The sequence below is a fragment of the Undibacterium sp. SXout7W genome (genome assembly GCF_049339385.1).
GTDB lineage: Bacteria > Pseudomonadota > Gammaproteobacteria > Burkholderiales > Burkholderiaceae_D > Undibacterium.
Genome location: NZ_JBMPPF010000001.1, coordinates 171,549 through 195,726, shown reverse-complemented (window position 1 = coordinate 195,726; position 24,178 = coordinate 171,549). Strand labels below are relative to the sequence as shown.

The 24,178-nt window shown below is 49.9% G+C and carries 25 protein-coding genes; 15 read left to right on the top strand and 10 right to left on the bottom strand.

Going from position 1 to position 24,178, the window contains the following annotated elements; translation table 11 throughout:
• The first annotated feature begins 1 nt into the window (after position 1).
• From ACO0LB_RS00855 to ACO0LB_RS00845, 3 genes are read left to right on the top strand one after another with little or no spacing between them, the layout of a single operon-like run.
• Positions 2-955, top strand: coding sequence for an alpha-E domain-containing protein (locus ACO0LB_RS00855; protein WP_423045546.1), 954 nt, complete (start codon positions 2-4; stop codon positions 953-955).
• 19 nt (positions 956-974) lie between these two features.
• Complete coding sequence (locus tag ACO0LB_RS00850; protein ID WP_423045545.1) at positions 975-1,808, top strand: transglutaminase family protein; 834 nt, start codon at positions 975-977, stop codon at positions 1,806-1,808.
• 42 nt (positions 1,809-1,850) lie between these two features.
• Positions 1,851-2,726, top strand: coding sequence for a peptidase (locus tag ACO0LB_RS00845; RefSeq protein ID WP_423045543.1), 876 nt, complete (start codon positions 1,851-1,853; stop codon positions 2,724-2,726).
• 119 nt (positions 2,727-2,845) lie between these two features.
• Here the strand turns inward: ACO0LB_RS00845 and ACO0LB_RS00840 are convergent, their stop codons facing one another.
• On the bottom strand, positions 2,846-3,391 hold the full coding sequence (locus tag ACO0LB_RS00840) for a DNA-3-methyladenine glycosylase I (protein ID WP_423045542.1): 546 nt from the start codon (positions 3,389-3,391) through the stop codon (positions 2,846-2,848).
• Positions 3,392-3,541: 150 nt separating this feature from the next.
• Here ACO0LB_RS00840 and ACO0LB_RS00835 point away from each other — a divergent pair, with 150 nt between their 5' ends.
• Entirely contained in the window at positions 3,542-5,749 is a 2,208-nt protein-coding gene (locus tag ACO0LB_RS00835) for a DUF4214 domain-containing protein (RefSeq protein ID WP_423045540.1), read from the top strand.
• Positions 5,750-6,085: 336 nt separating this feature from the next.
• Here ACO0LB_RS00835 and purM read toward each other — a convergent pair whose 3' ends face one another.
• Positions 6,086-7,129 carry a phosphoribosylformylglycinamidine cyclo-ligase gene (gene purM, locus ACO0LB_RS00830; protein ID WP_423045539.1) on the bottom strand — a complete coding sequence of 348 codons (1,044 nt, stop codon included), beginning with the start codon at positions 7,127-7,129 and terminating at the stop codon, positions 6,086-6,088.
• Between the two features lie 155 nt (positions 7,130-7,284).
• Here purM and ACO0LB_RS00825 point away from each other — a divergent pair, with 155 nt between their 5' ends.
• The 9 genes from ACO0LB_RS00825 (at position 7,285) to ACO0LB_RS00785 (ending at position 14,276) form a co-directional block, all read left to right on the top strand.
• A complete protein-coding gene (locus ACO0LB_RS00825) occupies positions 7,285-8,370 on the top strand; it encodes an AI-2E family transporter (protein ID WP_423045538.1) in 1,086 nt (361 codons plus the stop codon).
• Positions 8,367-9,041 carry a DnaA regulatory inactivator Hda gene (gene hda / locus ACO0LB_RS00820; protein ID WP_423045536.1) on the top strand — a complete coding sequence of 225 codons (675 nt, stop codon included), beginning with the start codon at positions 8,367-8,369 and terminating at the stop codon, positions 9,039-9,041. The genes ACO0LB_RS00825 and hda overlap by 4 nt, the downstream gene beginning before the upstream one ends.
• A gap of 17 nt (positions 9,042-9,058) precedes the next feature.
• Positions 9,059-9,736, top strand: coding sequence for an HAD family hydrolase (locus ACO0LB_RS00815; RefSeq protein WP_423045535.1), 678 nt, complete (start codon positions 9,059-9,061; stop codon positions 9,734-9,736).
• Complete coding sequence (pcnB, locus tag ACO0LB_RS00810; protein WP_423045533.1) at positions 9,733-11,115, top strand: polynucleotide adenylyltransferase PcnB; 1,383 nt, start codon at positions 9,733-9,735, stop codon at positions 11,113-11,115. Before ACO0LB_RS00815 ends, pcnB begins: the two co-directional genes overlap by 4 nt.
• Complete coding sequence (gene folK, locus ACO0LB_RS00805) at positions 11,115-11,588, top strand: 2-amino-4-hydroxy-6-hydroxymethyldihydropteridine diphosphokinase (RefSeq protein ID WP_423046114.1); 474 nt, start codon at positions 11,115-11,117, stop codon at positions 11,586-11,588. Before pcnB ends, folK begins: the two co-directional genes overlap by 1 nt.
• A gap of 73 nt (positions 11,589-11,661) precedes the next feature.
• Positions 11,662-12,009 carry a DMT family protein gene (locus tag ACO0LB_RS00800; RefSeq protein WP_423045531.1) on the top strand — a complete coding sequence of 116 codons (348 nt, stop codon included), beginning with the start codon at positions 11,662-11,664 and terminating at the stop codon, positions 12,007-12,009.
• Positions 12,010-12,087: 78 nt separating this feature from the next.
• On the top strand, positions 12,088-12,900 hold the full coding sequence (gene panB / locus ACO0LB_RS00795) for a 3-methyl-2-oxobutanoate hydroxymethyltransferase (RefSeq protein ID WP_423045529.1): 813 nt from the start codon (positions 12,088-12,090) through the stop codon (positions 12,898-12,900).
• Positions 12,901-12,909: 9 nt separating this feature from the next.
• Entirely contained in the window at positions 12,910-13,617 is a 708-nt protein-coding gene (locus ACO0LB_RS00790; RefSeq protein WP_423045527.1) for an ABC transporter permease, read from the top strand.
• Positions 13,614-14,276 carry an ABC transporter ATP-binding protein gene (locus tag ACO0LB_RS00785; protein WP_423045525.1) on the top strand — a complete coding sequence of 221 codons (663 nt, stop codon included), beginning with the start codon at positions 13,614-13,616 and terminating at the stop codon, positions 14,274-14,276. Before ACO0LB_RS00790 ends, ACO0LB_RS00785 begins: the two co-directional genes overlap by 4 nt.
• Before the next feature lie 16 nt (positions 14,277-14,292).
• Here the strand turns inward: ACO0LB_RS00785 and ACO0LB_RS00780 are convergent, their stop codons facing one another.
• From ACO0LB_RS00780 to grpE, 8 genes are all read right to left on the bottom strand, one after another.
• Entirely contained in the window at positions 14,293-14,988 is a 696-nt protein-coding gene (locus ACO0LB_RS00780; protein ID WP_423045523.1) for an SDR family NAD(P)-dependent oxidoreductase, read from the bottom strand.
• An 8-nt stretch (positions 14,989-14,996) separates the two neighbouring features.
• The gene (locus tag ACO0LB_RS00775; RefSeq protein WP_423045521.1) at positions 14,997-15,227 is read right to left on the bottom strand and encodes a TIGR02450 family Trp-rich protein; all 231 of its coding nucleotides are present in this window, start codon (positions 15,225-15,227) and stop codon (positions 14,997-14,999) included.
• Positions 15,228-15,464: 237 nt separating this feature from the next.
• Positions 15,465-15,611: a DUF2256 domain-containing protein gene (locus ACO0LB_RS00770; RefSeq protein ID WP_423046112.1), complete on the bottom strand. Its 147-nt coding sequence runs from the start codon at positions 15,609-15,611 to the stop codon at positions 15,465-15,467.
• 245 nt (positions 15,612-15,856) lie between these two features.
• On the bottom strand, positions 15,857-16,525 hold the full coding sequence (gene can / locus ACO0LB_RS00765; protein WP_423045519.1) for a carbonate dehydratase: 669 nt from the start codon (positions 16,523-16,525) through the stop codon (positions 15,857-15,859).
• Positions 16,526-16,689: 164 nt separating this feature from the next.
• Positions 16,690-17,295, bottom strand: coding sequence for a chalcone isomerase family protein (locus ACO0LB_RS00760; protein ID WP_423045517.1), 606 nt, complete (start codon positions 17,293-17,295; stop codon positions 16,690-16,692).
• Between the two features lie 416 nt (positions 17,296-17,711).
• Positions 17,712-18,830 (bottom strand): molecular chaperone DnaJ, encoded by a 1,119-nt coding sequence (gene dnaJ / locus ACO0LB_RS00755; protein ID WP_423045515.1) that lies wholly within the window; start codon positions 18,828-18,830, stop codon positions 17,712-17,714.
• A 120-nt stretch (positions 18,831-18,950) separates the two neighbouring features.
• On the bottom strand, positions 18,951-20,891 hold the full coding sequence (dnaK, locus tag ACO0LB_RS00750; protein WP_423045513.1) for a molecular chaperone DnaK: 1,941 nt from the start codon (positions 20,889-20,891) through the stop codon (positions 18,951-18,953).
• A gap of 151 nt (positions 20,892-21,042) precedes the next feature.
• The gene (grpE, locus tag ACO0LB_RS00745) at positions 21,043-21,615 is read right to left on the bottom strand and encodes a nucleotide exchange factor GrpE (RefSeq protein WP_423045511.1); all 573 of its coding nucleotides are present in this window, start codon (positions 21,613-21,615) and stop codon (positions 21,043-21,045) included.
• Between the two features lie 596 nt (positions 21,616-22,211).
• On the opposite strand from grpE, the gene rfbB reads away from it, so the two are divergent.
• Positions 22,212-23,279 carry a dTDP-glucose 4,6-dehydratase gene (rfbB, locus tag ACO0LB_RS00740; protein ID WP_423045509.1) on the top strand — a complete coding sequence of 356 codons (1,068 nt, stop codon included), beginning with the start codon at positions 22,212-22,214 and terminating at the stop codon, positions 23,277-23,279.
• 8 nt (positions 23,280-23,287) lie between these two features.
• On the top strand, positions 23,288-24,175 hold the full coding sequence (gene rfbA / locus ACO0LB_RS00735) for a glucose-1-phosphate thymidylyltransferase RfbA (protein WP_423045507.1): 888 nt from the start codon (positions 23,288-23,290) through the stop codon (positions 24,173-24,175).
• Positions 24,176-24,178 lie beyond the last annotated feature (3 nt).

The following is a 24,178-nucleotide window of genomic DNA, read 5'->3' as shown; positions in this document are numbered from 1 at the left end:
TATGCTGAGCCGCACCGCAGATCATTTATTCTGGATGGCACGCTATACCGAACGTGCTGAAAACACTGCCCGTATGCTGGATGTGAATATACAAACTTCCATGCTGCCACAATCAGCGCAAGACGCCGAACAAGGCTGGCGCGCCATGTTGGGTATTTCCGAGTTACAAAGCGCATTCGATCATCAATATGGCATCCTGACCAAAAAAGATGTTCTCGACTTCATGGTCAGAGACACGATGAATCCCTCATCCATTGCCGCCTGCCTCACCGAGGCCAGGGAAAATGCCCGCGCTGTACGCGGTACCTTGACGACGGAAGTATGGGAAACACAGAATGCAACCTGGCTGGATATGCAAAAAAAACTATCCAGCGGTTTGCTCGAATCTGATCCCAGCCAGTTTTTTGAATGGGTGAAATATCGCTCTCATCTGTCTCGCGGCGTCACCATCGGCACCATGCTGAAGGATGAAGCCATTCATTTCATTCGGCTTGGTACATTTATTGAACGTGCAGACAATACGGCCCGGATATTAGACGTGAAGTTTCATGGAGCAAAAAATACAATGCAACAAGGCGCTCCTTTGCAAAAGGATTTTTATTATTGGGCCGCCTTGTTACGTTCAGTCTCCGGTTTTGAAATCTACCGCAAGGTGTATCGTGACGTGATAACGCCGGAACGAGTGGCAGAACTGCTGATGTTGCGCGGCGACATGCCACGCTCCCTGCTGGCCTGCATGGATGAAGTCGTTGAAAATCTGCAACAGGTTCGCAATGACATTTCCGCCGACACAGAGCGCTTTGCCGGAAAACTGCATGCAGAACTGCAATTTGAGCGCATTGAAGACATTCTCGCGGCAGGCTTGCATGACACACTGACGGAATTTTTGGAAAAAATTTTTGAGCTGGGCAACCGTATCAGCCGCGATTTTCTGGTGCCGTTAGTCGCTGCCTGAGCAGAAGCAACGACAACGCATGCAACTCGCTATACGACACCAGACGATTTATCGTTATTCAGCACCGCTGACTTATACGATACAACAACTGCGTCTTACGCCACGCACTGAGCTATTACAACGCGTGCTGTCATGGCAGATCAGGACTGGCGGACATCAACACGCTTATACCGATGCCTACGATAATCCTTCTCATATGCTGACCATCACCGGTCAGCATCATGAGGTCGCCATCATTGCAGAAGGTTTGGTGGATGTTCGCAGGCCTTACCGGGGCAGGATGACGGATTACCAGCCTTTGTCGCCACTGATATTTACGGTGGCAACCAGACTGACAGAACCGGGGCAACAGATCACGGATTTCGCCAGACAGCATCTGCAATCAGGAACCAGCATAGACACTTCGACACTACTGAATCTGGCGGCGCACATTTGCGGTGCAGTTTCTTACCAATCTGGTGCAACCCTGGTGACCACCACCGCCAACGATGCGCTGGCGCTGGGACAGGGTGTTTGCCAGGATCATGCCCATGTATTTTTAGCCTGTTGTCACGCCCGCAACATCCCCGCGCGCTATGTTTCCGGCTACATCGATTCCGGCTCCAGTGGGTATGCAGAAAGCCATGCGTGGGTCGATGTCTGGGCGGAAGAAAGCGATTACTCAGGGTGGATCAGTATTGACGTGACGCATGCCTGCCTGATGAGCGATGCCTATTGCCGTCTGGCCATCGGCAGAGATTACGATTCCGCCGGCCCTGTGCGCGGTGTGCGTCGCGGTGGCGGCAACGAAACATTATCGGTCATGGTCGAGGTGACGCCCACCGCAACGAACGGAGACATGCTAGTCGAATAAGGTAAAATCCCTCCTTTGTTTTAAATTATTCCCATTTCTGATATGACTTATTGTGTTGGCATGCGCCTTAACGCCGGGCTGGTGTTTCTCTCCGATTCTCGAACCAACGCGGGGGTCGATCAGGTGGGTACTTTCCGCAAAATGTCGGTCTTTGAAAACCCGGGTGAGCGCACCATGGTGTTGATGACAGCTGGCAATTTATCCATATCCCAATCGATACGCCAGCTTGTTTCTGAGCATGTTGACGTGAATGGTAACAGCATCTGGAACGCGCCGAATATGTATGAGGCTGCCCGTATTCTGGGTGAAGCGGTGCGCGCGATTCACCAGCGCGACGCCAAAGCACTGGCCGACTTCGGTATTGATTTTAATGTCAGCCTGATTTTTGGTGGACAGATCAAAAATGAACGTTGCCGCTTATTTCAGATTTATGCAGCAGGTAATTTCATCGAATCACACAATGAAAATACTTACTTCCAGATAGGCGAAGCCAAATACGGAAAACCGATCATCGATCGTGTCGTCAACCCATCGACTCCATTAGACGAAGCAGCCAAATGTGCGCTCATTTCGATGGACTCCACATTACGTTCCAATGTCTCGGTAGGCTTGCCTCTGGATTTACTGGTCTATGAAAGTGGACGTCTGGCAGTCACCCGGTTTGTCACAATAGACGAAAAAAATCAGTATTTCAGAATGATCCGGGATTCCTGGGGAGAGCAGTTAAAAAGCGTTTTTGAAGGTATCGATGACCCCGTCTGGGATGCTGCACCAGACACTGATCACAATGTTCTTTCCTACACGAATATGCACAGCAAACCCGTTTTTGTCACGCCACCGGAAAGTCTCAATAGCACACATAGCCCGGCAGCATTGCAATCGTTAGCGGAGCAGGAACAATCCAATAAGCAATTATGATGTTCGGAACGCCTTCACGGAAGGGGACATGATTACGGCACAGATTGCGACACAGATGGCGAATCAATCTGACGGATATTCAGTCCACAGTTAAGGCAACTCATCTGTGCAACTCAGGATCAGCGCCAGTCGCAATCACTGGCATGATCCTGTACCATCCCGATCGCCTGCATGTAGGCATAAATGATGGTGGAGCCAACAAACTTGAAGCCTCGTTTACTCAGATCTTTAGAAATCCTGTCAGACAAATCCGTTTTGATAATGCGTTCGCCATGATTGTGTATTGGCTGACCATTGACATACGCCCACAGGTAGCTGTCGAGGCCGCCACATTCTTCACAAAGCCGCAAGTAAGCATGTGCGTTGGTAATCGTGGCAGCAACCTTAAGGCGATTGCGCACGATTCCGGGGTTGGCCAGTAATTCAGCCACTTTATCGGAACCGTAAGTCGCGATGATATGCGCATCCCATTGATCAAATGCAATGCGGTAATTATCACGTTTATTTAAAATGGTTTCCCAGCTGAGGCCGGCTTGCGCACCTTCAAGGTTGAGCATTTCAAACAAACGACGTTCATCATGACAAGGAACGCCCCATTCCTGATCATGATAAGCAAGGTACAGAGGATTTGCTGGATTAGCCCAGGCGCAGCGTTTAGTTTTCATTCTCGTCATTAAAAATTGAACAGCCGTCTTCACGGTCTGAATCATGAATAAAGACAGCAAGCAATCAGGTTTCTGTTGCCAAAAGATGTCAATTGACTTTCCTGCGACATCTTTTAGAATCAGTCTCTGTCTCTGCCATCTGAAATCAATATGATACGTTGTCGTTCACGCAAATACCTGAGTTTTGTCATTGCAGCAGCGTTACTGTTGTTGTCTGCATGCGGCGGCAGTAACGACGCAGCATATCAAACCAGCCAACCGATGCCAGCGCCAGCGCCCTTGCTCGCAGCTATTTCCACTACGGCGAATATTGCCAGTTTCCCGGGGAAACGGGAAAACTATCTGATCACTAAAATCAGCAATGCTTATATCGTTACAGATATCACTGGCGGTGGTTCCAGCACCACTTACACGGGGATCACAGCAATGCAATTTGCCGATTTCCGGGTCAATCTTGGTATCAGTGATCAGGCCAAAGCGATGAATGTCAATGACGTATCGAGTCTCATAGAACTGTATCTGGCATTCCTGAACCGTGTACCTGATGCCGATGGTTTGTCTTACTGGATGGACAGGTTAGCGGCGGGTGCACCAATAGAGCAGATTGCAGAAAGCTTTTATGCCGCCGCCATTCAGCAACCCGTGCAAACGGGTTATATCGCTGACATGAGCAACGCGGATTTCATCCGCAACGTCTATCTGCGCGTACTCAGCCGCACGGGAACTACTTCGCCGGATAGCAGTGAAATCAATTATTGGTCACAACAACTGGATGCAGGACAATCGAAAGTCTCTGTCGTCAAAACCATCTTGCAGGCAGCGCATGAATATGCGGCAGATCCTCGCTCGGCCTGGGTGAGTCGTATCTTGGATAATAAAATCAACGTCGCCTATCTGTTTGCAGTGCAACAAGGTCTGAATCTGAATTCTGCAGACGAAGCGAATAATCAAGCTACGGCAATTCTGGCCGCCGTGACCAGCGACGATACTTCGCGGGCCATCGGGCTGATCGGCATTCAGGGACTGACGCTGTATTCGGAACTCAGCGGCTCATCTGGCAGCCTGGCCAATCAATGTTCACCTGACGCTCAGAAAAGCTGGGTGCGCTTGCATCTGGATGACGTGTACCTTTGGTACAAAGAAATCATCGATACCTCTCCCGCGCTCTATAGCACTGCGGCAGATTATTTTTCATCGTTGCTGGTTAGATCCAAAGATCGCTTCAGCTTTACGTCTAGCCAGTCGGGAATTGATGATTATTTTCAGAATGGTCAGGATGTCAGCTATGGTTATACGCTGCTGCGACAAGGCAGCCAGTTGCGCGTAGTGTATGTCCAGCCTAATTCTCCTGCGGATCTGGCACAACTAAAACGTGGTGCCACCATCACCGCCATTGATAACACCTCGCTGGCGACGCCTGCGAATGCCACACAATATAACGCCTTGTATCCGACGCAAAGAGAGAGCCATCTTTTTGATATCAAAAATCCTGGTTCTCAACAGACACGCCAAATACGCATGACTGCTGGCACGGTTGTCAGATCACCCGTATTACAAAATACGGTACTTAACAGTGGTGGAAAAAAAATTGGCTATCTGGTGTTCACGGATCACATTGCGACAGCAGAAGCACCACTGGTCGCCGCATTCAAACAATTTCAACAAAATGGGATTGATGAACTGGTGCTGGATTTACGCTATAACGGTGGCGGCTACCTCTACATCGCCAATGAACTCGCGGCAATGATCGGAGGCAAAAAAGTCAGCAATCAGATTTTTGAGCAATTGCAATTCAATGACAAACATCCGGAAAAAACCAACAGCAATGTTGATTATTTTTATGATACAGATTACAACAACGCACCTTTGCCACAACTCAATTTGCCACGCGTGTTTGTACTGACCGGCGCCAACACCTGTTCTGCCAGCGAATCTGTCATCAACAGCTTGTCTCCTTGGATGGAAGTGATTCTGATCGGTGGACAGACTTGTGGTAAACCGTACGGATTTATTCAGCAAAACAATTGTAGTACGGCGTATTTTGCCATTCAGTTTTCGGGCGTCAATGCAGTCGGGAAAGCCGATTACATCAATGGTTTTACGCCGCGCTGTCAGGTAGCGGACGATCTGGAGCATGAATTAGGCAATCAGAGCGAATCCCGACTATCAGCAGCTTTGGCATACGCACGGACAGGAAGCTGTCCGGCTCAAGCGTTAAGCCCTTTACCAATACCAGCGACACCACAATCGACACCCGCCGAAACCCCGGCTGAACATGATCCCTATCCGTGGCGGAATATCCGCCTGATGAAGTCCCCCTCAATGTCATTACCAAACATATCGCGAATATCGCGATAAAGTTTTGAGCACTGTGAGTGCATTGAGTGCATTAGGTGCATTGGGTGCATTGGGTGCATTGGGTGCATTGAGTATCTGGATCGAATAGGCACACTGATCACATTGATGACATCAATCACGCAAGGCACATCAACAGAGGCATCAGGTGTGACCAATATAAAAAAGCGCACTGCCGGAAGACAGTGCGCTTTTTTTCAGAAATCAGCTGAACTTCAGATCAGGCTAACTGAGTCATGAGGTGCAATTCATGTTACGCATGTTCACGTTATGCATGAATGATATCCCATGACCGATGTTTATCCACCGAGACCTATTTACCGCTAATTGTCATGCAGATCAGACAACGATAGTAGGATGCTCATTGCCTTCACGGGCACGAATTTCACCGATGCGGTATACAGACTCACCAGCAGCCGTTAATTGTGCCATCGCGGCATCTGCATTCTCTGCAGAAACAATCACCACCATACCGATACCGCAGTTGAAGACGCGATGCATTTCTGCATCGGCAACGCCGCCGTGTTGTTGCAACCAGGTGAACAATGGTGGCAATGTCCACGCGTCTTTGTGCAGAACTGCCGTCAATTGATCGCCCAGAACACGAGGTACATTTTCTACCAGACCACCGCCCGTAATGTGCGCCATTCCTTTGACTTCGAGGGACTCCATCAGTGCCAGCAGGGGTTTGACGTAGATACGGGTTGGTGCCATCAATGCGTCGCCCAGACTGCGACCATGAAAATCAGCATTCAGATCAGGCTTGGCGACTTCAATAATCTTGCGTACCAGAGAAAAGCCATTGGAATGAATACCTGAAGACGCCAGTCCCAGAATCACATCGCCAGGCTGGATCTTGCTGCCGTCAATGATCTTGGATTTTTCTACTGCACCAACGGCGAATCCTGCCAGATCGTATTCACCGTCAGGGTACATCGAAGGCATTTCGGCGGTTTCGCCACCGATCAACGCGCAACCAGCTTGTTCGCAACCAAAGGCGATACCCTTGATCACATCTGTCGCCGTTGCCACATCCAATTTGCCACAAGCGAAATAATCAAGGAAAAACAGAGGCTCAGCACCCTGTACCAGAATGTCGTTCACACTCATGGCCACCAGATCCACGCCTACGGTATCGTGCTTATTCAGATGAAAAGCGAGTTTCAGCTTGGTACCCACACCATCGGTGCCAGAAACCAAGACTGGTTCCTTGAATTTTTTACTGACTTCAAACATCGCGCCAAAGCCACCGATACCAGCCATGACACCTTCACGCATGGTGCGTTTGGCAAAAGGTTTGATCGCATCGACGAGTGCGTCGCCGGCGACCATATCGACACCAGCGTCGGCATAAGAGAGAGAAACAGGGGTAGAAGTGCTCATGATATTCGGCAGTAGGGGCAGTGAGGCGGTAAAATAGGGAAATTGCCAGAAAACTCCGGCAAAACCGCTATTTTAACAAAATGACCGCGGATTGACCGATTTTTGGACAATGCGTAATAAACTAATCATTTTTTAACCGACAAGCATCCCTGCCAATGCCATTTTCTTTCACCACTGAGCAAAAACAATCCATGCTGTGGCTCGCGGTCGCATGTGCGCTATTGTTACTGTTGTCGCTGCTCGGTCCTGTGCTGATGCCGTTCATCGTTGCAGGCATTCTGGCGTATGTACTCAATCCCTGGGTAGATAAACTGTGCTCGATCCGTTGCGGAAAATTTTCCCTGCCACGTGCGGTGGCATCCACGCTGCTGTTGGTGGTGTTGGTCGCGGCGGTACTGGCGATGCTGCTGATCATGACCCCGATCTTGCAAAAAGAAATTCCTCAGTTGCAGGATCAGATTCCCCGCTTTCTCGATAAGCTCGATGAAATGCTGGTGCCGATGCTGTCAGAATTCGGCATCCATGTCCGCCTTGACAGCGCCGGCATCAAAGCGTTGTTGACAGAGCAAATGTCGAACAGCGGCGATGTCATCGGTAAAGCGGTACTGTCTTCCATCCGTGTTGGGGGAACGGCGCTGCTCGGTATGGTAGCAAATCTGTTGCTGATTCCGATTGTGTTGTTTTATCTGTTAATGGACTGGCACTCTCTGATCACGCGACTGGGTAATTTCATTCCCCGACGCTGGGTGCATGGCACCAGTAATGCGGTAACAGAAGTCGATGACATTCTGGCGCAATATCTGCGCGGACAGATACTGGTGATGATCGTGCTGGCAGCGTATTATTCGATCGCACTCAGTATTGCCCGTTTTGATCTGGCATTACCAGTGGGGATCATTACCGGATTTCTGGTATTTATCCCTTACCTTGGATACGGGCTCGGATTGGTACTGGCAGTGATCGGCGCCATTCTGCAATTCAATGACTTCAGCGGTCTGATCGCTGTTGCCATCATTTATGGCATAGGACAGATGCTGGAATCATTTTTCCTGACCCCGCGCCTGGTCGGTGAACGTATCGGTCTGCACCCACTGACCGTCATTTTTGCGTTAATGGCGTTCGGTCAGTTATTTGGTTTCATTGGCATTCTGGTTGCACTGCCTGCTTCCGCCATTATTTCAGTCGCAGTCAAGCATTTGCGAGCCTCTTACCTTCACAGTACTTTTTATCGTCAGTCATGAGGCAATTACTTCTGGATCTGGATGCGCAGAAACTGCCATCCCTTGATACCTTTGTCGTCGGCCAGAATGCCGAACTGGCGCAATTGCTGGGTCTGTTCTCGCAGCGGATCACGAGCCAGTACGGCGAACGTTCGGTGTATATCTGGGGCGAAGCCGGCGCCGGAAAAACACATTTGCTGCATGCGCTGGCAGATCATCCGGCATCCCGCTACATCGCAGCAGATGCGCCAGAGCAGGCATTTGATTTTAGTGACAATGTCAGCCTGTATTTACTCGACGATTGCGACCGTTTGCCACCACTGAATCAGATTGCTGCATTTAATCTGTTCAATGAAACCCGCGCGCATGGAGGTTTTTTAGTGGCGGCAGGCAATCATCCTCCGATGATTCTGAACGTCCGCGATGATCTGCGTACGCGATTCGGTTGGGGATTAATTTATCAACTGCATGGTTTGACAGACGAAGATAAAATTGATGCGCTGGAACGTGCGTCCCATTCCAGAGGGATTCAGTTATCTGCCGGCGTGTTACCCTATCTGATCACGCACTATCCAAGAGACATGCGCTCCCTGTCCGAAATGCTGGATCAGCTTGATCATTATTCGCTGGAAACCAAACGCCCGATTACCCTGCCGCTGCTGCGTGAACTGCTGTTGCGACAACAAACCTGACCTACTACATCATCAGCATGCGTAATATTGCCTTATTTGATCTTGATCACACCCTGATTCCTATCGATTCTGATTATGAATGGGGCCAGTTTTTGTGTCGTGTCGGCGCGGTGGATGCGGATGCATTTGCCAAACGCAATGCCGATTTTTTTGCGCAATATCAGGCGGGAACCCTCGATCCGGTCGAGTACCTGGAATTCGCGCTCGGTACGCTGGCGCAGTTTCCCCGCCAACGACTCGATGATCTGCACGCACAATTCATGCAGGAAGTAATTCAACCGGCATTGCTGCCCGCCGCCTACGATCTGCTGAAACAACATCAGGATCAAGATGACCTGATTGCCATTATCACGGCCACCAACCGCTTTGTCACAGCACCAATTGCACAAGCATTAGGCGTCCCACACTTGCTGGCGGCCGAACCCGAGCTTGACGCGCAGCAAAACATCACCGGAAAACTGGTCGGCGTACCAACATCGGGGCGCGGCAAAGTGATTCATTTACAGAACTGGCTGACACAACAAGAAAAACAACTCAGTGATTTTGGCAGTAGTCATTTTTATAGCGACTCACATAACGATATCCCTTTACTTGAGGTTGTGACCCACCCGGTCGCTACCAATCCCAATGCCAGACTGAGCGCACATGCGCTGGCGCATGGATGGCCTCAAATCAACCTGTTTGATAAACAATGATCAAGAAATTTATTCGTAAAATACTCGGCGTGAAAAGTAGCTCCGAGGTAACAACGGCAAAAAGCAATCGTCATCCGGTTGCGTTGGGGCCGAAAGAACATGGCATTAATCCGCAACTGGTGTCTGCCAACGCCATCCGTATTACGCAGACGTTGCAGGAAAATGGTTTTAAAGCTTTTGTTGTTGGCGGTGCTGTGCGCGATTTGCTGACCGGCGTCAAACCAAAAGATTTTGATATCGCCACCAATGCCACGCCAGAACAGGTAAAACGCCTGTTTCGCCGCGCCTTTATTATCGGGCGGCGTTTTCAGATCGTGCATGTGATGTTTGGTCAGGATTTGCTGGAAGTCACGACCTTCCGAGGCCCATCGTCGGAAGGTGCGCAAAAAGATGAGCATGGACGTGTATTGCGTGACAACACGTTTGGCGAACAGCATGAAGACGCCGCGCGGCGCGACTTCACGATCAATGCGATGTACTACGATCCCGCCACTCAGACGGTGCTTGATTATCACGGTGGTATCAAGGATATCCGTCAAAAAACCCTGCGCATCATTGGCTTGCCAGAAGCACGGTATCGTGAAGATCCGGTGCGGATGTTGCGCGTCGTTCGCTTTGCCGCCAAATTGCAATTCACCATTGATGAGGCAACACGCGCGCCGATCGCGGTGATGGCGCCGCTGATCAACAATGTTCCGGCGGCCCGTGTCTTTGACGAGATGCTGAAACTGCTGACCAGCGGTCATGCCATGGCGTGTCTGCAACAGTTACGCAAAGAAGGTCTGCATCACGGCCTGATGCCGCTGCTTGACGTGGTACTGGAGCAGCCGATGGGCGAAAAATTCGTCACGCTGGCGTTGTCGAATACCGATGAACGGATACAGCAAGGCAAGCGGGTATCGCCCAGCTTTCTGTTTGCCGCTCTGCTCTGGCATCAGGTGCTGGAAAAATGGGAAGCCTACAAGGCCGCTGGCGAGTTTCCGATTCCGGCATTGCATCTGGCGGCCGACGATGTACTGAACAAACAAACGGATAGTCTGGCGATACAGCGCAAAATCGGTTCTGATATGCGCGATATCTGGGCCATGCAACCGCGCTTTGAAAAACGCATCGGCAAAACGCCTTACAAAATGCTGGAACATCAGCGCTTACGCGCAGGCTATGATTTCTTGCTGTTGCGTTGCGCTTCCGGCGAAATTGATACCGCCATCGGTGAATGGTGGACCGCGTTTATCGAAGGCGACGGAGCCCAGCGGGAACAGCTGATTAATCAGAAATCCAAACCCGCCAGCACAGGCGAAGGTGTATCCGGCAGCGTGATCAAGAAGCGCAAACCACGTCGCCGTGCGCCACGTAAGGCTGCTGCGGCACAAGAATGATGCTGGCGTATATCGGAATCGGCGCCAATCTGGGCGATGCCAGCGCGACGGTACGTTCAGCAATGACCCGGCTTGACAGCATGACGGGGAGCCGTCTGCTGACGGCATCATCTTTGTACAGCAGCACGCCCATCGACTCCAGCGGTGATGACTATATCAATGCCGTCGCCGCCATTGAAACGACGCTGGAAGCGCCTGCGTTGCTGTCTTGCCTGCAAGCGATTGAACAGGATTTTGGTCGTGAACGTCCGTATCGCAACGCTCCGCGCACGCTGGATCTGGATCTGCTGCTCTATGCCGATCATTGCATTCTCAGTGAGACGCTGACTGTCCCTCATCCACGCATGAGCGAACGTGCCTTTGTCCTGTTGCCTTTACTGGAAATTGCACCAGACATCGTGATCAGCGGCCTCGGACCAGCGCAAGCCTTCGTCACTGCGGTGGCAGAGCAAGGCATCTTCAGACTCCCTTAAAATACTCCCCCCAGTATATTTATACCTGCCTTATATTCTGCGGACGTCAGGCCGATTTTAATAGGATACTCCCATGCAAATACCCGTTATCGTACAAACTACCGGATTATTAATCATGTCTAATGTCTTCATGACAATCGCATGGTATGGTCACTTGAAAAACCTGTCCGGCAAAGCTTGGTGGGTAGCTGCACTGATCAGCTGGAGCATCGCCCTGTTTGAGTATCTGCTACAGGTGCCCGCTAATCGTATCGGTTACACTGCGTACAGCCTAGCGCAGCTTAAAATTTTGCAGGAAGCGCTGACGTTGATTGTCTTTGTCCCGTTTGCGATGTTTTACATGGGACAACCGTTCAAGCTCGATTACGTCTGGGCCGGTTTATGTCTGGTCGGTGCTGTATATTTCATTTTCAGAAATTGATTATAAAAACAGGGTGTGGCGGAGACAAAACCTGCTGGCAACAAAAAACACAAGACAGCATCACCTTTGGAGAAAAAAATGGCGGAATATTTGCAAGACCGTAAGGCTGTCAGCATCCCGACTCTGGTCACGATGCGTGAGCAAGGAAACAAAATCAGCATGCTGACCTGCTACGATGCCAGCTTTGCGGCATTGATGGACAGATGTGGCGTCGAAGTGCTGCTAATTGGCGATTCGCTCGGCATGGTATGCCAGGGTCACTCATCGACACTGCCTGTCAGCATTGCTGATATTGCCTACCACACAGCATCTGTGGCACGTGGCAATCAAAAAGCGCTGATCGTTGCCGACATGCCTTTCGGCACTTACGCGACACCGGAAAGCGCATTCAATAATGCTATGCAACTGGTGCAAGCCGGTGCGCAAATGGTCAAACTTGAAGGGGGAACTTGGTTGCTGCCGGTGATTCAATTCCTGACCGAGCGTGCGATCCCCGTCTGTGCTCATCTGGGACTGACACCGCAATCCGTACATCAGTTAGGCGGCTACAAGGTGCAAGGTAAAACCAGTGCTGCTGCCGATTTACTGAAAGCAGAAGCGCTGGCGGTACAAGCTGCGGGTGCCAGTCTGCTGGTACTGGAAGCCATTCCGGCCACATTGGGCAAAGAAGTGACCGATTCGCTGCACATCCCGACCATCGGCATCGGCGCGGGTGTGGACTGTTCTGGTCAGGTATTGGTCATGCATGATTTACTGGGCGTATTCCCGGGTCGCAAAGCGCGCTTCGTCAAGAATTTCATGGACGGACAAACCAGCATTGACGCCGCAGTGCTAGCCTATGTAGCAGCGGTCAAAGATCAGTCTTTCCCAGCACCGGAACACTGTTTCTGATCAGACTACGTGAATATCAGCGCAGCCATCCATGATGCATTTGTACTGCTGTTCAGTGGCGACAGTACACTCTGGAGCATCATCTGGGTCTCTTTCAAAACCTCGATACTCGGGCTGGCAATGGCCACACCGCCAGCCATCCTGACAGGTTACCTGATCGCCAGCCACGCCTTTAGCGGGCGACGTGTTGCCATCTGGCTGGTGCAGGCTGCGCTCTCTCTACCGACGGTGCTGATCGGTTTGTTGTTGTATCTGCTGTTGAGCCGTCAGGGTTTGCTGGGACATTGGCAATGGCTGTTCAGCCAGTCTGGCATTATTTTCGGGCAAGCGATCATCGCATTACCTGTTCTGACCGCATTTACCCTGAGCGCCGTCCAATCTGCCGACCCGCGTCTGGCGGAAACCGCCATTACCCTTGGAGCAGGTCGCCGGCAAGTCATGCTGACCGTCTTGTACGAGGTGCGTTTTGGCGTGATGGCGGCACTTATCAATGGTTTTGGCAGGGTACTGTCAGAAGTCGGTTGTGCGATGATGGTCGGCGGCAATATCGCCGGTGAAACCCGCACCATCACGACCGCCATTGCGCTCGAAACCAGCAAAGGCGAATTCGCCCAGGGCATTGCACTTGGTACCGTTCTGATCGTGCTGGCCTTGCTGATGAATGCGGCATTATTACTGCTGCAAGGGGATACCCGTAATGCGGAGCATTTACAATGAATCCTCTGCTGCAAATAACGGGGCTGCGCAAATCGTTTGGTGCACGTGAGCTGCTCAATATCGACGAACTGACCATTCAGGCAGCGCAGGCCTACGTGCTGACAGGCATGAATGGCAGTGGTAAAAGCACCTTGCTACGGATTCTGGCGGGCTTGGAACAGGCGCACACGAGGCAACTGATGTTTGCCGGAGAAGTCTGCAAACTGATCCCTTATCCACGTCAGTTACGAGAAGCCATTGTCTACGTGCATCAGCATCCGGTCATGTTTTCCGGCACTGTTGCCGATAATATTGCGTATGGTTTGCGCCTCAGAAAATCAGGTCAACTGCGCGAACAAATCGAACTAGTGGCACAAGCAATGCAATGGGCAGGTGTCACCCACTTGCAGCAGCATGCAGCCAGAACCTTATCTGGCGGCGAAAAACAGCGTGTGGCGTTAGCGCGCGCCAAAGTACTGCAACCACGACTATTACTACTCGATGAGCCCACTTCCAATCTTGACGGTGAAGCACGGGAACAAGTCATCGCACTGATACCGTCACTGACTCAGGCCGGCAGCAGCGTGATCATGGTCTGCCATGATCGTGAGCTGATTGCCTTGCCGGACATGCACAGACTCAAGTTACGCGATGGCAAACTGGAAGTTCGCACCACTTGAATCACAAAGCCATACGTCACCAAGGCAACTGCTCATCGCGGTAAGTGTAAAAACCTCCGGACTGTTCCGGCGATTTGCTATTCATCACGCGCAGCATGTCGGTAGCGGCATCCGTGGCCGACCGCGCAGCGCTACCACCTCTGAACGGTTGTGATAATGGCGTATGCACGGTTCCAGGATGCATGGCGAGCAACACAGCATTCGGATTGGTACGCTTTAATTCTATCGCTGCCGTCTTGATCAACATATTCAAAGCCGCTTTTGAAGCGCGATAACTGTACCAGCCACCCAGCCGATTATCTTCGATGCTGCCTACCTTGGCTGACAACATCATCATCATTGCACGCTGCCGATCAAGTAGTGGCGTAAAGTGACGCAAGAGTAATGCGGGGCCGAAAGTATTCGCTTCAAACGTCGCCCGCAACTGAGCGTAATGCAGATCACTGAGTTTTTTTTCTGGCATAAACTCTTGTGTATGCAAAAGACCGGCGGCGTTAATGATCAGATGAAATGGTGCGCTGCCAGCCAGCGCCTTAGCCGCATCGGCAATGCTTGATTCATTACTGAAATCAAGAACAATGGCGGAATGACGGTGTAGTTCGGTCACATCAGCACAATGGCTATCTGAGCGCAATAAGGCAACGAAGGCGGCACCTATTCCTCCCGAAGCCCCAATCACCAGCGCCCGATACTGGTCAGGTAAAGCAGACATAAGCTGAGTCACTTCCAGCCCCTTAGCCATCGACTTTCATCCTGTAATTCTCGCCACGAGATTTCTTGACGAGCCCTGGAGTAGACCGCTTCAATCTCCACGCTCTCTGGCGACGTCAGTTTATCCTCCAGCCCTTCCGGATAAATCAGTCTGGTCACCAGAAAATGCTTTTGTCGAGCGACGATTTCTACTGCAGTCCATTTCGACAATAATAATTTCTTCGGCTGTATGGCAGTCATATGCGCTATCGTAATCGTAATTGAATCGTATTGATGACAGCATTTGTTACCATTCGCATGGCACGCTTTATGTCTGTCGATGCCTTTGACTGTAGGCAAGTATGGGGGATTAAAGGTGATTAAAGATGATTAAGAATGATTCAAACTGATCAAGGCAGAGTACAGGTAGCCTGCAATAGTGAAAATATATACACGAAACCATTGCGTGTACCGGGTTGGAACGCTCATTACATCGTATTAACGCAGCGGTGACACGCCTTGACGCCGACAACGCTCTGAACAGTATTTCACCTCATCCCAGACTTTTTCCCATTTTTTACGCCAGCAAAATGGCAGGCCACATACAACACAGTTTTTTGTTGGCAAATCTGATTTTTTCCGCATTTTCATGCATTTCTCCAACGGCTAACGCATTCATGCACGCATCAAGTGAGCTTACGTAAGTTGTCCCGGAAAGCATGGCGACGAAAGCGACATTGCTATATCGGGCTATATACCAGGGAGCCATCACGCCGCTCGTACCATCTTGCGCCAGTGCTGATCAAGCATCCATATGCACAGGGCATTGCATCCTGTATTCAGATGCAATGCCTCCGCAAAAAATCACTATGGACAGTCGTTGAAAACCATCATTCCTGATAACGCGCCAGACTCGCCTCTACATGGGCCGCCAACATATCAGGAGAACTCACGGTCATGCCCAATTCGTGCAACAAACCATCTTGCAGCCCATATACCCAACCATGTACGGTAATGGATTGACCGCGCTCCCAGGCATCCTGAATCACGGTGGTCTGGCAAAGATTGACTACCTGTTCGATCACGTTAAGTTCGCACAGACGTTCACCGCGCTGTTTCAGATCCAGTGTCTCGCCAAGGTAACGCTCATGTTTCTGATGCACATCCTGCACATGGCGCAACCAGTTATCTGCCAGTCCGACACGGCGTCGTGTCATTGCTGCATGCACACCCGAACAGCCATAGTGGCCACAAATGATAATGTGTTTAACGCCCAGCACATCTACCGCAAATTGCAACACAGACAGGCAATTCAGATCGGTATGAACGACGACATTAGCAATGTTTCTGTGAACAAATAATTCTCCAGGTAACATGCCGAGTAATTCATTCGCAGGAACACGGCTGTCGGAACAACCTATCCATAGATATTCGGGACTTTGTTGTGACGCCAGTTTTTTAAAAAAATCGGCATCTTTGGCGCAAATGGCAGCAGCCCATTTACGATTGTTTTCAAATAATTGATCGGGGGTCAACTCCGTCTTTTTTTCGTCTGTCATCTTCTGGCCCAGAAATTGAAACAGGCGTGATTCTAACCCTTCTGCGAGGAGTGTGCAGAAGCAAAGCGGCACGCCAGACTATGTCAGCGTGCCGCTATGATCAATTTTTGTCAAAACTAACGAGTAGTGTTCAACTGAGCAATACTCTCATTGTATCTACAACATCAGTGCAGATTGCCTCTGTCTTCGTGTTCTGCCAGCATCGCTTTTTTCAGACCACTATCAACTGGCTTATCACCCAGCCATATCCGCAACAAGGCATTATTAAACGCGATGTCGGGGTAAGGCTCGCCCATGCGTTTACCGTTCAGGGACACCACAGTGCCGACACCTGGTATCCAGTCGTTGATCATGACATCGCCTTTTTTCAGCTCGGGTACGGAGGCAAATAATTCACCGAAACGCAGAAATTGTGCAGTCAATTTCACTTTTTCAGCTTTTTCCGTATTTTGTTGTATGCCCGACATAAAACCACGACCAAACTCTTCATTGCTCACATCGCGCAGCATTACAATCGTCACACGTCTCGGCCCTGTCGATGCCAATACCTCCGGCACTGTACTTTTTTTGTCTTTCAGATATAAAGCAGCGACATACACTTTAAAAATAGCCTTATAGCGAATACCGGCACCATTCAACTTCAGATCCACATTCGCTACCTGTAGCGTATCGTCCAACTTGACGCCTGCGACGTCTGTCGCAGCAAAGGCAGAAGTGAACATTCCTGCGGCCATTGCCATCCCCGCAAGCCATTGTTTGTAATGACGCATGATTACCAGTCTCCAGTGTATGTATTATCAAAGCGATGTCGCTTTTTGTTCTGACGCTAGATTACATGAAATGAAATCAACAAGCTGTCGGCTTTTTTAACCGTGTAAGCAGAGGGGCAGATCGTGGAAACCCGCAGTACAACCAACAGCATGTTCAACAAAAAGGGAAGTCTCTCCGTTACATGTTCGGGTTTTAGAGCGAGATCAATATCGCTTTTATCAATAGGTTTTGATAAGCATGTTTTATACATACCTTGTAATGCATGCGTTGCAATACTGCTTCGTCACAGATAAGGAATGCATCGCATGTAGATGCAAAAAACCCCTGCCGTTATGCAGCAGGGGTTTTGGGGACAGTCGCCAATTCAACTAATATTCAACTAACATTCAACGAATGGTCAAAGAGTATTGAACAACTATTCAAAGAATTTTTTAACCTTATCCATCCAGGTTTTGCTCTGAGGATTGTGCTTGGAGCCACCTTCGACTGTCAGTTTTTCAAAGTCCCGCAGTAACTCTTTTTGTTTCTCTGTCAGCTTCACTGGCGTTTCGATCACAACATGGCAAAACAGATCGCCAGCATAGCCAGAACGAACGCCCTTGACACCTTTGCTACGCAAACGGAAGGTTTTGCCTGATTGCGTGCCCTCCGGTACGGTAAACGAGGCCTTGCCACTCAGTGTAGGCACTTCGATATCACCGCCCAATGCCGCTTTGACAAAGGAAATAGGAATTTCGCAATGCAAATCATCGCCTTCGCGCTGGAATACCGGATGCTGCTTGATATGAATTTCTACATACAAGTCGCCCGGAGGCCCGCCATTCACACCTGGCTCACCGTTCCCGGATGAACGGATGCGCATACCATCATCAATACCGGCCGGAATCTTCACTTCCAGCGTCTTGTTGCGCTTAATGCGTCCAACACCTGAACAGGTAGTACAAGGATCTGGAATCATCTTGCCAGTTCCATGACATTTAGGACAAGTCTGCTGAATGCTGAACAAACCTTGTTGCATTCTCACCTGACCATGACCACCACAAGTGGTACAAGTGACAGGGGACGTGCCAGGTTTTGCACCAGAGCCGTGACAAGTGTCGCATTCATCCCAGCTCGGAACACGGATCGTGGTATCAAATCCGTTTGCAGCCTGCTCAAGGGTAATCTCAAGGTTATAGCGTAAATCGGCGCCACGATACACTTGTGGGCCGGCATTACGGCGACCACCGCCAAAAATATCACCAAAAATATCACCGAAAGCATCCGCAAAACCACCTGCGCCGCCACCGCCGCCCCCCCCCATGTTCGGATCAACGCCAGCATGGCCGTAACGGTCATAAGCATCACGCTTCTGACTATCCGATAACATCTCGTAAGCCTCTTTGGCTTCCTTGAATTTTTCTTCCGCAGACTTATTATCCGGATTGCGGTCCGGATGATATTTCATCGCCAGTTTGCGATAAGCCTTTTTAATTTCTTCTTCGGAGGCATTTTTACCAACACCGAGAATTTCGTAAAAATCACGCTTCGCCATCTCTTGTTAACCTTTTTCAATCGCCAGCTTAAGCGCAATACTTAAGCGCAAACGCCGGGCAAGCACCGCTAACGCGAGCCACCCGGCGCGTGATGACGGGAAACTCCCGTCAAACCATGATTACTTGCTGTCTTTCACTTCTTTAAAGTCAGCATCAACAACATCATCGTCCTTAGGTTTGGCATCTGCACCAGCAGCACCCGCGCCGCCAGCAGCACCTGCCGCAGCCTGTTGTGCCTGCATATCAGCATAGACTTTTTCGCCCAGCTTCTGCGATGCAGTAGACAATGCGCCCAGCTTGGTATCAATCTCAGCCTTGTCACCGGATTTCAGTACGTCTTCCAGTTCCTTGATTGCAGCTTCAATTTTCTCTTTTTCGCCAGCATCCAATTTATCGCCATGCTCAGCCAAGGCTTTCTTGGTCGAGTGCACCAAAGCGTCACCCTGATTACGGGACTCAGCCAATTCCTTGACCTTTTTGTCTTCTTCCGCGTTCAGCTCAGCGTCTTTCACCATTTTCTGAATTTCTTCTTCGGTCAAGCCAGAGTTAGCTTTGATGGTGATTTTGTTTTCTTTGCCGGTCGCTTTGTCTTTTGCGCCCACATGCAAAATACCATTGGCATCGATGTCGAAAGTCACTTCGATCTGCGGTGTACCACGTGCGGCTGGTGGAATACCTTCCAGATTGAATTCGCCCAGACCTTTATTACCAGCAGCAATCTCGCGCTCGCCTTGATAGACCTTGATCGTCACTGCTGGTTGGTTGTCATCTGCAGTAGAGAACACCTGACTGAACTTAGTCGGGATCGTCGTGTTTTTCTGAATCATTTTGGTCATCACACCGCCCAGAGTCTCAATCCCCAGAGACAATGGTGTCACGTCCAGCAACAACAAATCTTTACGGTCACCAGACAAGACAGAGCCCTGGATCGCAGCACCGACAGCAACTGCTTCGTCAGGATTCACGTCTTTACGTGGTTCTTTGCCGAAGAATTCTTTGACCAGCTCCTGCACTTTAGGCATACGGGTCATACCACCGACCAGAATGATGTCGTCGATATCAGATACTTTCACACCAGCATCTTTAATTGCCAGACGGCAAGGTTCTATCGTTTTTTGTACCAGCTCTTCTACCAGTGCTTCCAGTTTGGCGCGGGTAATTTTCAGATTCAGATGGACCGGAGCGCCATTTGCCATGGCAATGTACGGTTCATTGATTTCTGTTTGCTGTGCGCTGGACAATTCAATTTTTGCACGTTCAGCAGACGCTTTAATGCGTTGCAAAGCGATAGGGTCTTTGGATAAATCCAGACCATTGATTGTTTTGAACTCTGCAATGATGTAATCGATAATGCGTTGATCGAAATCTTCACCACCGAGGAAAGTATCGCCATTTGTGGACAATACTTCGAACTGCATTTCACCATCAACGTCTGCAATCTCAATGATGGAAACGTCGAACGTACCGCCACCCAGATCGTATACAGCAATCTTGCGATCGCCCTTTTCTTTTTTATCCAGACCAAACGCCAACGCCGCAGCTGTTGGCTCATTGATAATACGCTTGACGTCCAAGCCAGCAATACGGCCTGCATCTTTGGTTGCCTGACGTTGCGCATCATTAAAGTAAGCAGGAACAGTGATCACCGCTTCTGTCACTTCTTCGCCGAGATAATCTTCGGCAGTTTTTTTCATTTTGCGCAGCACTTCCGCAGAAATCTGTGGTGGCGCCAGTTTTTTGTCACGCACAGCAACCCATGCATCGCCGTTATCAGCTTTGGAAATGCTGTATGGCATCAAGCCGATATCTTTTTGTACTTCTTTCTCGTCGAATTTACGACCGATTAAGCGCTTCACTGCGTACAAAGTATTTTTTGGATTAGTAACAGCCTGACGCTTTGCAGACGCACCAACCAGAATCTCACCATCTTCCTGATACGCGATAATGGACGGCGTCGTACGCGCGCCCTCTGCATTTTCGATCACTTTTGGCTGGCCGCCTTCCATGATAGCAACGCAAGAATTGGTTGTACCCAAATCAATACCAATCATTTTTCCCATGATGTTTCCCTTAGAATATATTTTATTTGTCAATGTTGGTGAGTCTGCACAGCTGTCCTGCTCTGGCACTACCAAACAAACTCGTCTGTTTCGGATATAAGGTAAAAAACACGCATTTCAAGCATTTTTTACGTGTTTTTTTACACTTTTCTTACTTTCCTTGCGCTACAGTCACTAACGCCGGGCGCAACAGGCGTTCGGCGATCGTATATCCTTTTTGCAATACCGTGACTACCGTATTCGCATCTTGCTCTGCTGGCACCATAGAAATAGCCTGATGCTTGGTCGGATCCAGCTTTTCACCCTGAACAGGGCTGATTTCCAGCAAACGATTTTTCTCAAACGCAGAATTGAGCTGTTTGAGCGTCATTTCCACGCCTTCTTTCAACGATTCAATAGAGGGAGTGTCGATTTTCAAGGCCATTTCCAGGCTGTCTTTTACTGGAACCATGGCTTCAGCAAAACCTTCGATCGCAAATTTATGCGCTTTGGAAATATCTTCCTGCGCACGGCGGCGGATGTTTTCGCCATCGGCCTTTGCACGCATAAACGCGTCTTGCAACTCGGCGACTTTCGCTTCCAGCTGGGCAATTACCTGCTCCGCTGTGGGCGTAGCGACTGCCTCTGACTGAGGCGCAGCCTGGGCTGCCGCATCAACGACAGGCTCTTGCGCAGGGGCTTCGACTGGCTTGGATTCGGTTTGCTGATTCTCTTGTTCTTGCATTGTTACTCTCCCGTCAAAATACATTGTCAATTTAAGTTGGGTCAGAAACCTATGATTTCAAGGGTTATTCCTGCAGTTTTTTTTGTTTTAGTGCATAGCCAATCGCCGTTCGCAAGAACAAACACATTTCGTCACAAATTCCACACAAACTAATACAGCAATCTGTGTGTTGACGAACTACTATGAAGTTGCATGATTAGGACTTACGCAAAATTGTCCCAGCAAGGCATGGCGACGAAGGCAGTACAGCTTTGCACGACAAGGAGCCATAACGCCGCTGGGGCGGTTTTGCGTAAGTCCTGATGATTTGTTTCCCGAAAGGAGTCGTCATGATCAAACTTTCTATTGCTTCTTTGCTACTGGTTGCATACACCTTGGTAACGGTCGCCTGGATTTGTCTTTCTGACACGAATATTATCTGAACAAGCGACGTCAATGGTGATTGGCGAGTCAGATTCCGCCACTCATCTGACGCCTGTTCGTCGGTCACGACACCTGAGCAGATCACATTAACAGCATCAAACTGAACGAATATCCTCTCATCTCAAGTAAAATCGCTTGTTTTGTAGAAAAAAGCGATTGTAAAGGGGTAGTGCATGATTTTCGTTACTGGAGGTGCTGGTTTTATTGGCGCTAATTTCGTCCTGAACTGGTTAGCGCAGTCTGACGAGCACGTTCTGAACTACGATAAACTGACCTATGCTGGCAACTTGAATAATCTTGTCAGTCTGCGCGATGACGCCAGACATCTGTTTGTTCAGGGCGATATCAACGACACAGATTTGCTCCAGACCTTGTTTGCACAGCATCAGCCGCGCGCTATCGTGCATTTCGCAGCAGAAAGTCATGTTGATCGCTCTATTCATGGCCCGGCGGCGTTCGTGACAACCAATGTCAACGGGACATTCAGTTTACTGGAGGCCGCCCGCAGTTACTGGCAAACGCTGGATGTAGAAAAAAAAGCGGCATTTCGTTTCCTGCACGTATCGACGGATGAAGTCTACGGCAGCTTAGGTGCGGAAGATCCTGCCTTTACCGAAACGACCGCTTACGCTCCCAACAGTCCCTACTCCGCCTCCAAGGCAGCTTCTGATCATCTGGTACGTGCTTATCATCACACCTATGGTCTGCCAGTATTGACGACCAATTGCTCCAATAACTACGGCCCTTATCATTTTCCTGAAAAACTGATTCCGCTGATCATCACCAATGCACGTCAGGGCAAAGACCTTCCAGTGTATGGCGATGGTTTGCAGGTGCGCGACTGGCTGTATGTGACGGATCACTGCACTGCAATCCGCACCGTGCTGGAAAACGGGCGTCCGGGAGAAACGTATAACGTTGGCGGCTGGAACGAACAGACCAATATCAGCGTGGTACATACGCTATGCGATTTGCTGGATGAATTACAACCAAAAGCCAGCGGTAGCTACCGCGATCAGATCAGACATATTACTGACCGCCCGGGACATGATCGGCGCTATGCGATTGACGCCAGAAAAATCGAGCGCGAACTCGGCTGGAAACCGCAGGAAACCTTCTCCTCAGGTTTGCGAAAAACTGTCGCGTGGTATCTGGCTAACGATGCCTGGGTCAGCAATGTGCAGTCAGGCGATTATACAAAATGGATTGACTTGCAATATCAATCAAAAACAACCACATGAACATGGCAATGACAACAACACGCAAGGGTATTATTCTGGCCGGAGGCTCTGGCACACGACTATATCCGGTCACGCAGGCGATTTCCAAGCAATTGCTGCCGGTGTACGACAAACCGATGATTTACTATCCGCTGACATCGCTGATGCTGGCGGGAATACGCGACATCCTGATCATTTCGACGCCACAAGATACCCCGCGCTTTACGGAATTACTCGGCGACGGCTCACAATGGGGCATCCATCTGCGTTACGCCGTGCAACCATCGCCGGACGGTCTGGCGCAGGCCTTCCTGATTGGCCGTGAATTCGTCGGCAACTCCCCCTCTGCGCTGATATTGGGCGACAACATTTATTATGGCAACGATTTCGAAGCGCAATTGCGTCAGGCAGATGCCCGAACCGCAGGCGCCACCGTCTTTGCTTATCATGTGCATGATCCTGAGCGCTATGGTGTCGTTGATTTCAATGAGCACCGCCAGGCAATCAGCATTGAAGAAAAGCCACTGAAGCCAAAATCCAATTACGCCGTCACCGGTCTGTATTTTTATGACCAGCAAGTCTGTGATATCGCTGCCAGCATCCAACCTTCAGCACGCGGTGAGCTGGAAATCACGGATGTCAATAATGCCTACCTGAAGCAAGGTCAGCTGAATGTGGAACTGATGGGGCGCGGTATGGCATGGCTGGATACGGGCACGCATGAATCCTTGCTGGAAGCGGGGCAATTCATCGCCACTATAGAAAAACGACAGGGCCTGAAAGTAGCATGCCCGGAAGAAATCGCCTTCCGTCGTCAGTACATTAATGAAGCGCAGCTTGAGCGTCTGGCGCAACCTCTGAAAAAAAATGAGTATGGTCAATACCTGCTGCAATTACTCAATAGCAAGGCATATTAAATA

What these genes read in the sequence shown, in the direction of transcription:
- ACO0LB_RS00855 (WP_423045546.1), top strand. Translation starts at nt 2, where the DNA reads ATGCTGAGCCGCACCGCAGATCATTTATTCTGGATGGCACGCTATACC.
- ACO0LB_RS00850 (WP_423045545.1), top strand. Translation starts at nt 975, where the DNA reads ATGCAACTCGCTATACGACACCAGACGATTTATCGTTATTCAGCACCG.
- ACO0LB_RS00845 (WP_423045543.1), top strand. Translation starts at nt 1,851, where the DNA reads ATGACTTATTGTGTTGGCATGCGCCTTAACGCCGGGCTGGTGTTTCTC.
- ACO0LB_RS00840 (WP_423045542.1), bottom strand. Translation starts at nt 3,391, where the DNA reads ATGAAAACTAAACGCTGCGCCTGGGCTAATCCAGCAAATCCTCTGTAC.
- ACO0LB_RS00835 (WP_423045540.1), top strand. Translation starts at nt 3,542, where the DNA reads ATGATACGTTGTCGTTCACGCAAATACCTGAGTTTTGTCATTGCAGCA.
- purM (WP_423045539.1), bottom strand. Translation starts at nt 7,129, where the DNA reads ATGAGCACTTCTACCCCTGTTTCTCTCTCTTATGCCGACGCTGGTGTC.
- ACO0LB_RS00825 (WP_423045538.1), top strand. Translation starts at nt 7,285, where the DNA reads ATGCCATTTTCTTTCACCACTGAGCAAAAACAATCCATGCTGTGGCTC.
- hda (WP_423045536.1), top strand. Translation starts at nt 8,367, where the DNA reads ATGAGGCAATTACTTCTGGATCTGGATGCGCAGAAACTGCCATCCCTT.
- ACO0LB_RS00815 (WP_423045535.1), top strand. Translation starts at nt 9,059, where the DNA reads ATGCGTAATATTGCCTTATTTGATCTTGATCACACCCTGATTCCTATC.
- pcnB (WP_423045533.1), top strand. Translation starts at nt 9,733, where the DNA reads ATGATCAAGAAATTTATTCGTAAAATACTCGGCGTGAAAAGTAGCTCC.
- folK (WP_423046114.1), top strand. Translation starts at nt 11,115, where the DNA reads ATGCTGGCGTATATCGGAATCGGCGCCAATCTGGGCGATGCCAGCGCG.
- ACO0LB_RS00800 (WP_423045531.1), top strand. Translation starts at nt 11,662, where the DNA reads ATGCAAATACCCGTTATCGTACAAACTACCGGATTATTAATCATGTCT.
- panB (WP_423045529.1), top strand. Translation starts at nt 12,088, where the DNA reads ATGGCGGAATATTTGCAAGACCGTAAGGCTGTCAGCATCCCGACTCTG.
- ACO0LB_RS00785 (WP_423045525.1), top strand. Translation starts at nt 13,614, where the DNA reads ATGAATCCTCTGCTGCAAATAACGGGGCTGCGCAAATCGTTTGGTGCA.
- ACO0LB_RS00780 (WP_423045523.1), bottom strand. Translation starts at nt 14,988, where the DNA reads ATGTCTGCTTTACCTGACCAGTATCGGGCGCTGGTGATTGGGGCTTCG.
- ACO0LB_RS00775 (WP_423045521.1), bottom strand. Translation starts at nt 15,227, where the DNA reads ATGACTGCCATACAGCCGAAGAAATTATTATTGTCGAAATGGACTGCA.
- ACO0LB_RS00770 (WP_423046112.1), bottom strand. Translation starts at nt 15,611, where the DNA reads ATGCGGAAAAAATCAGATTTGCCAACAAAAAACTGTGTTGTATGTGGC.
- can (WP_423045519.1), bottom strand. Translation starts at nt 16,525, where the DNA reads ATGACAGACGAAAAAAAGACGGAGTTGACCCCCGATCAATTATTTGAA.
- ACO0LB_RS00760 (WP_423045517.1), bottom strand. Translation starts at nt 17,295, where the DNA reads ATGCGTCATTACAAACAATGGCTTGCGGGGATGGCAATGGCCGCAGGA.
- dnaJ (WP_423045515.1), bottom strand. Translation starts at nt 18,830, where the DNA reads ATGGCGAAGCGTGATTTTTACGAAATTCTCGGTGTTGGTAAAAATGCC.
- dnaK (WP_423045513.1), bottom strand. Translation starts at nt 20,891, where the DNA reads ATGGGAAAAATGATTGGTATTGATTTGGGTACAACCAATTCTTGCGTT.
- grpE (WP_423045511.1), bottom strand. Translation starts at nt 21,615, where the DNA reads ATGCAAGAACAAGAGAATCAGCAAACCGAATCCAAGCCAGTCGAAGCC.
- rfbB (WP_423045509.1), top strand. Translation starts at nt 22,212, where the DNA reads ATGATTTTCGTTACTGGAGGTGCTGGTTTTATTGGCGCTAATTTCGTC.
- rfbA (WP_423045507.1), top strand. Translation starts at nt 23,288, where the DNA reads ATGACAACAACACGCAAGGGTATTATTCTGGCCGGAGGCTCTGGCACA.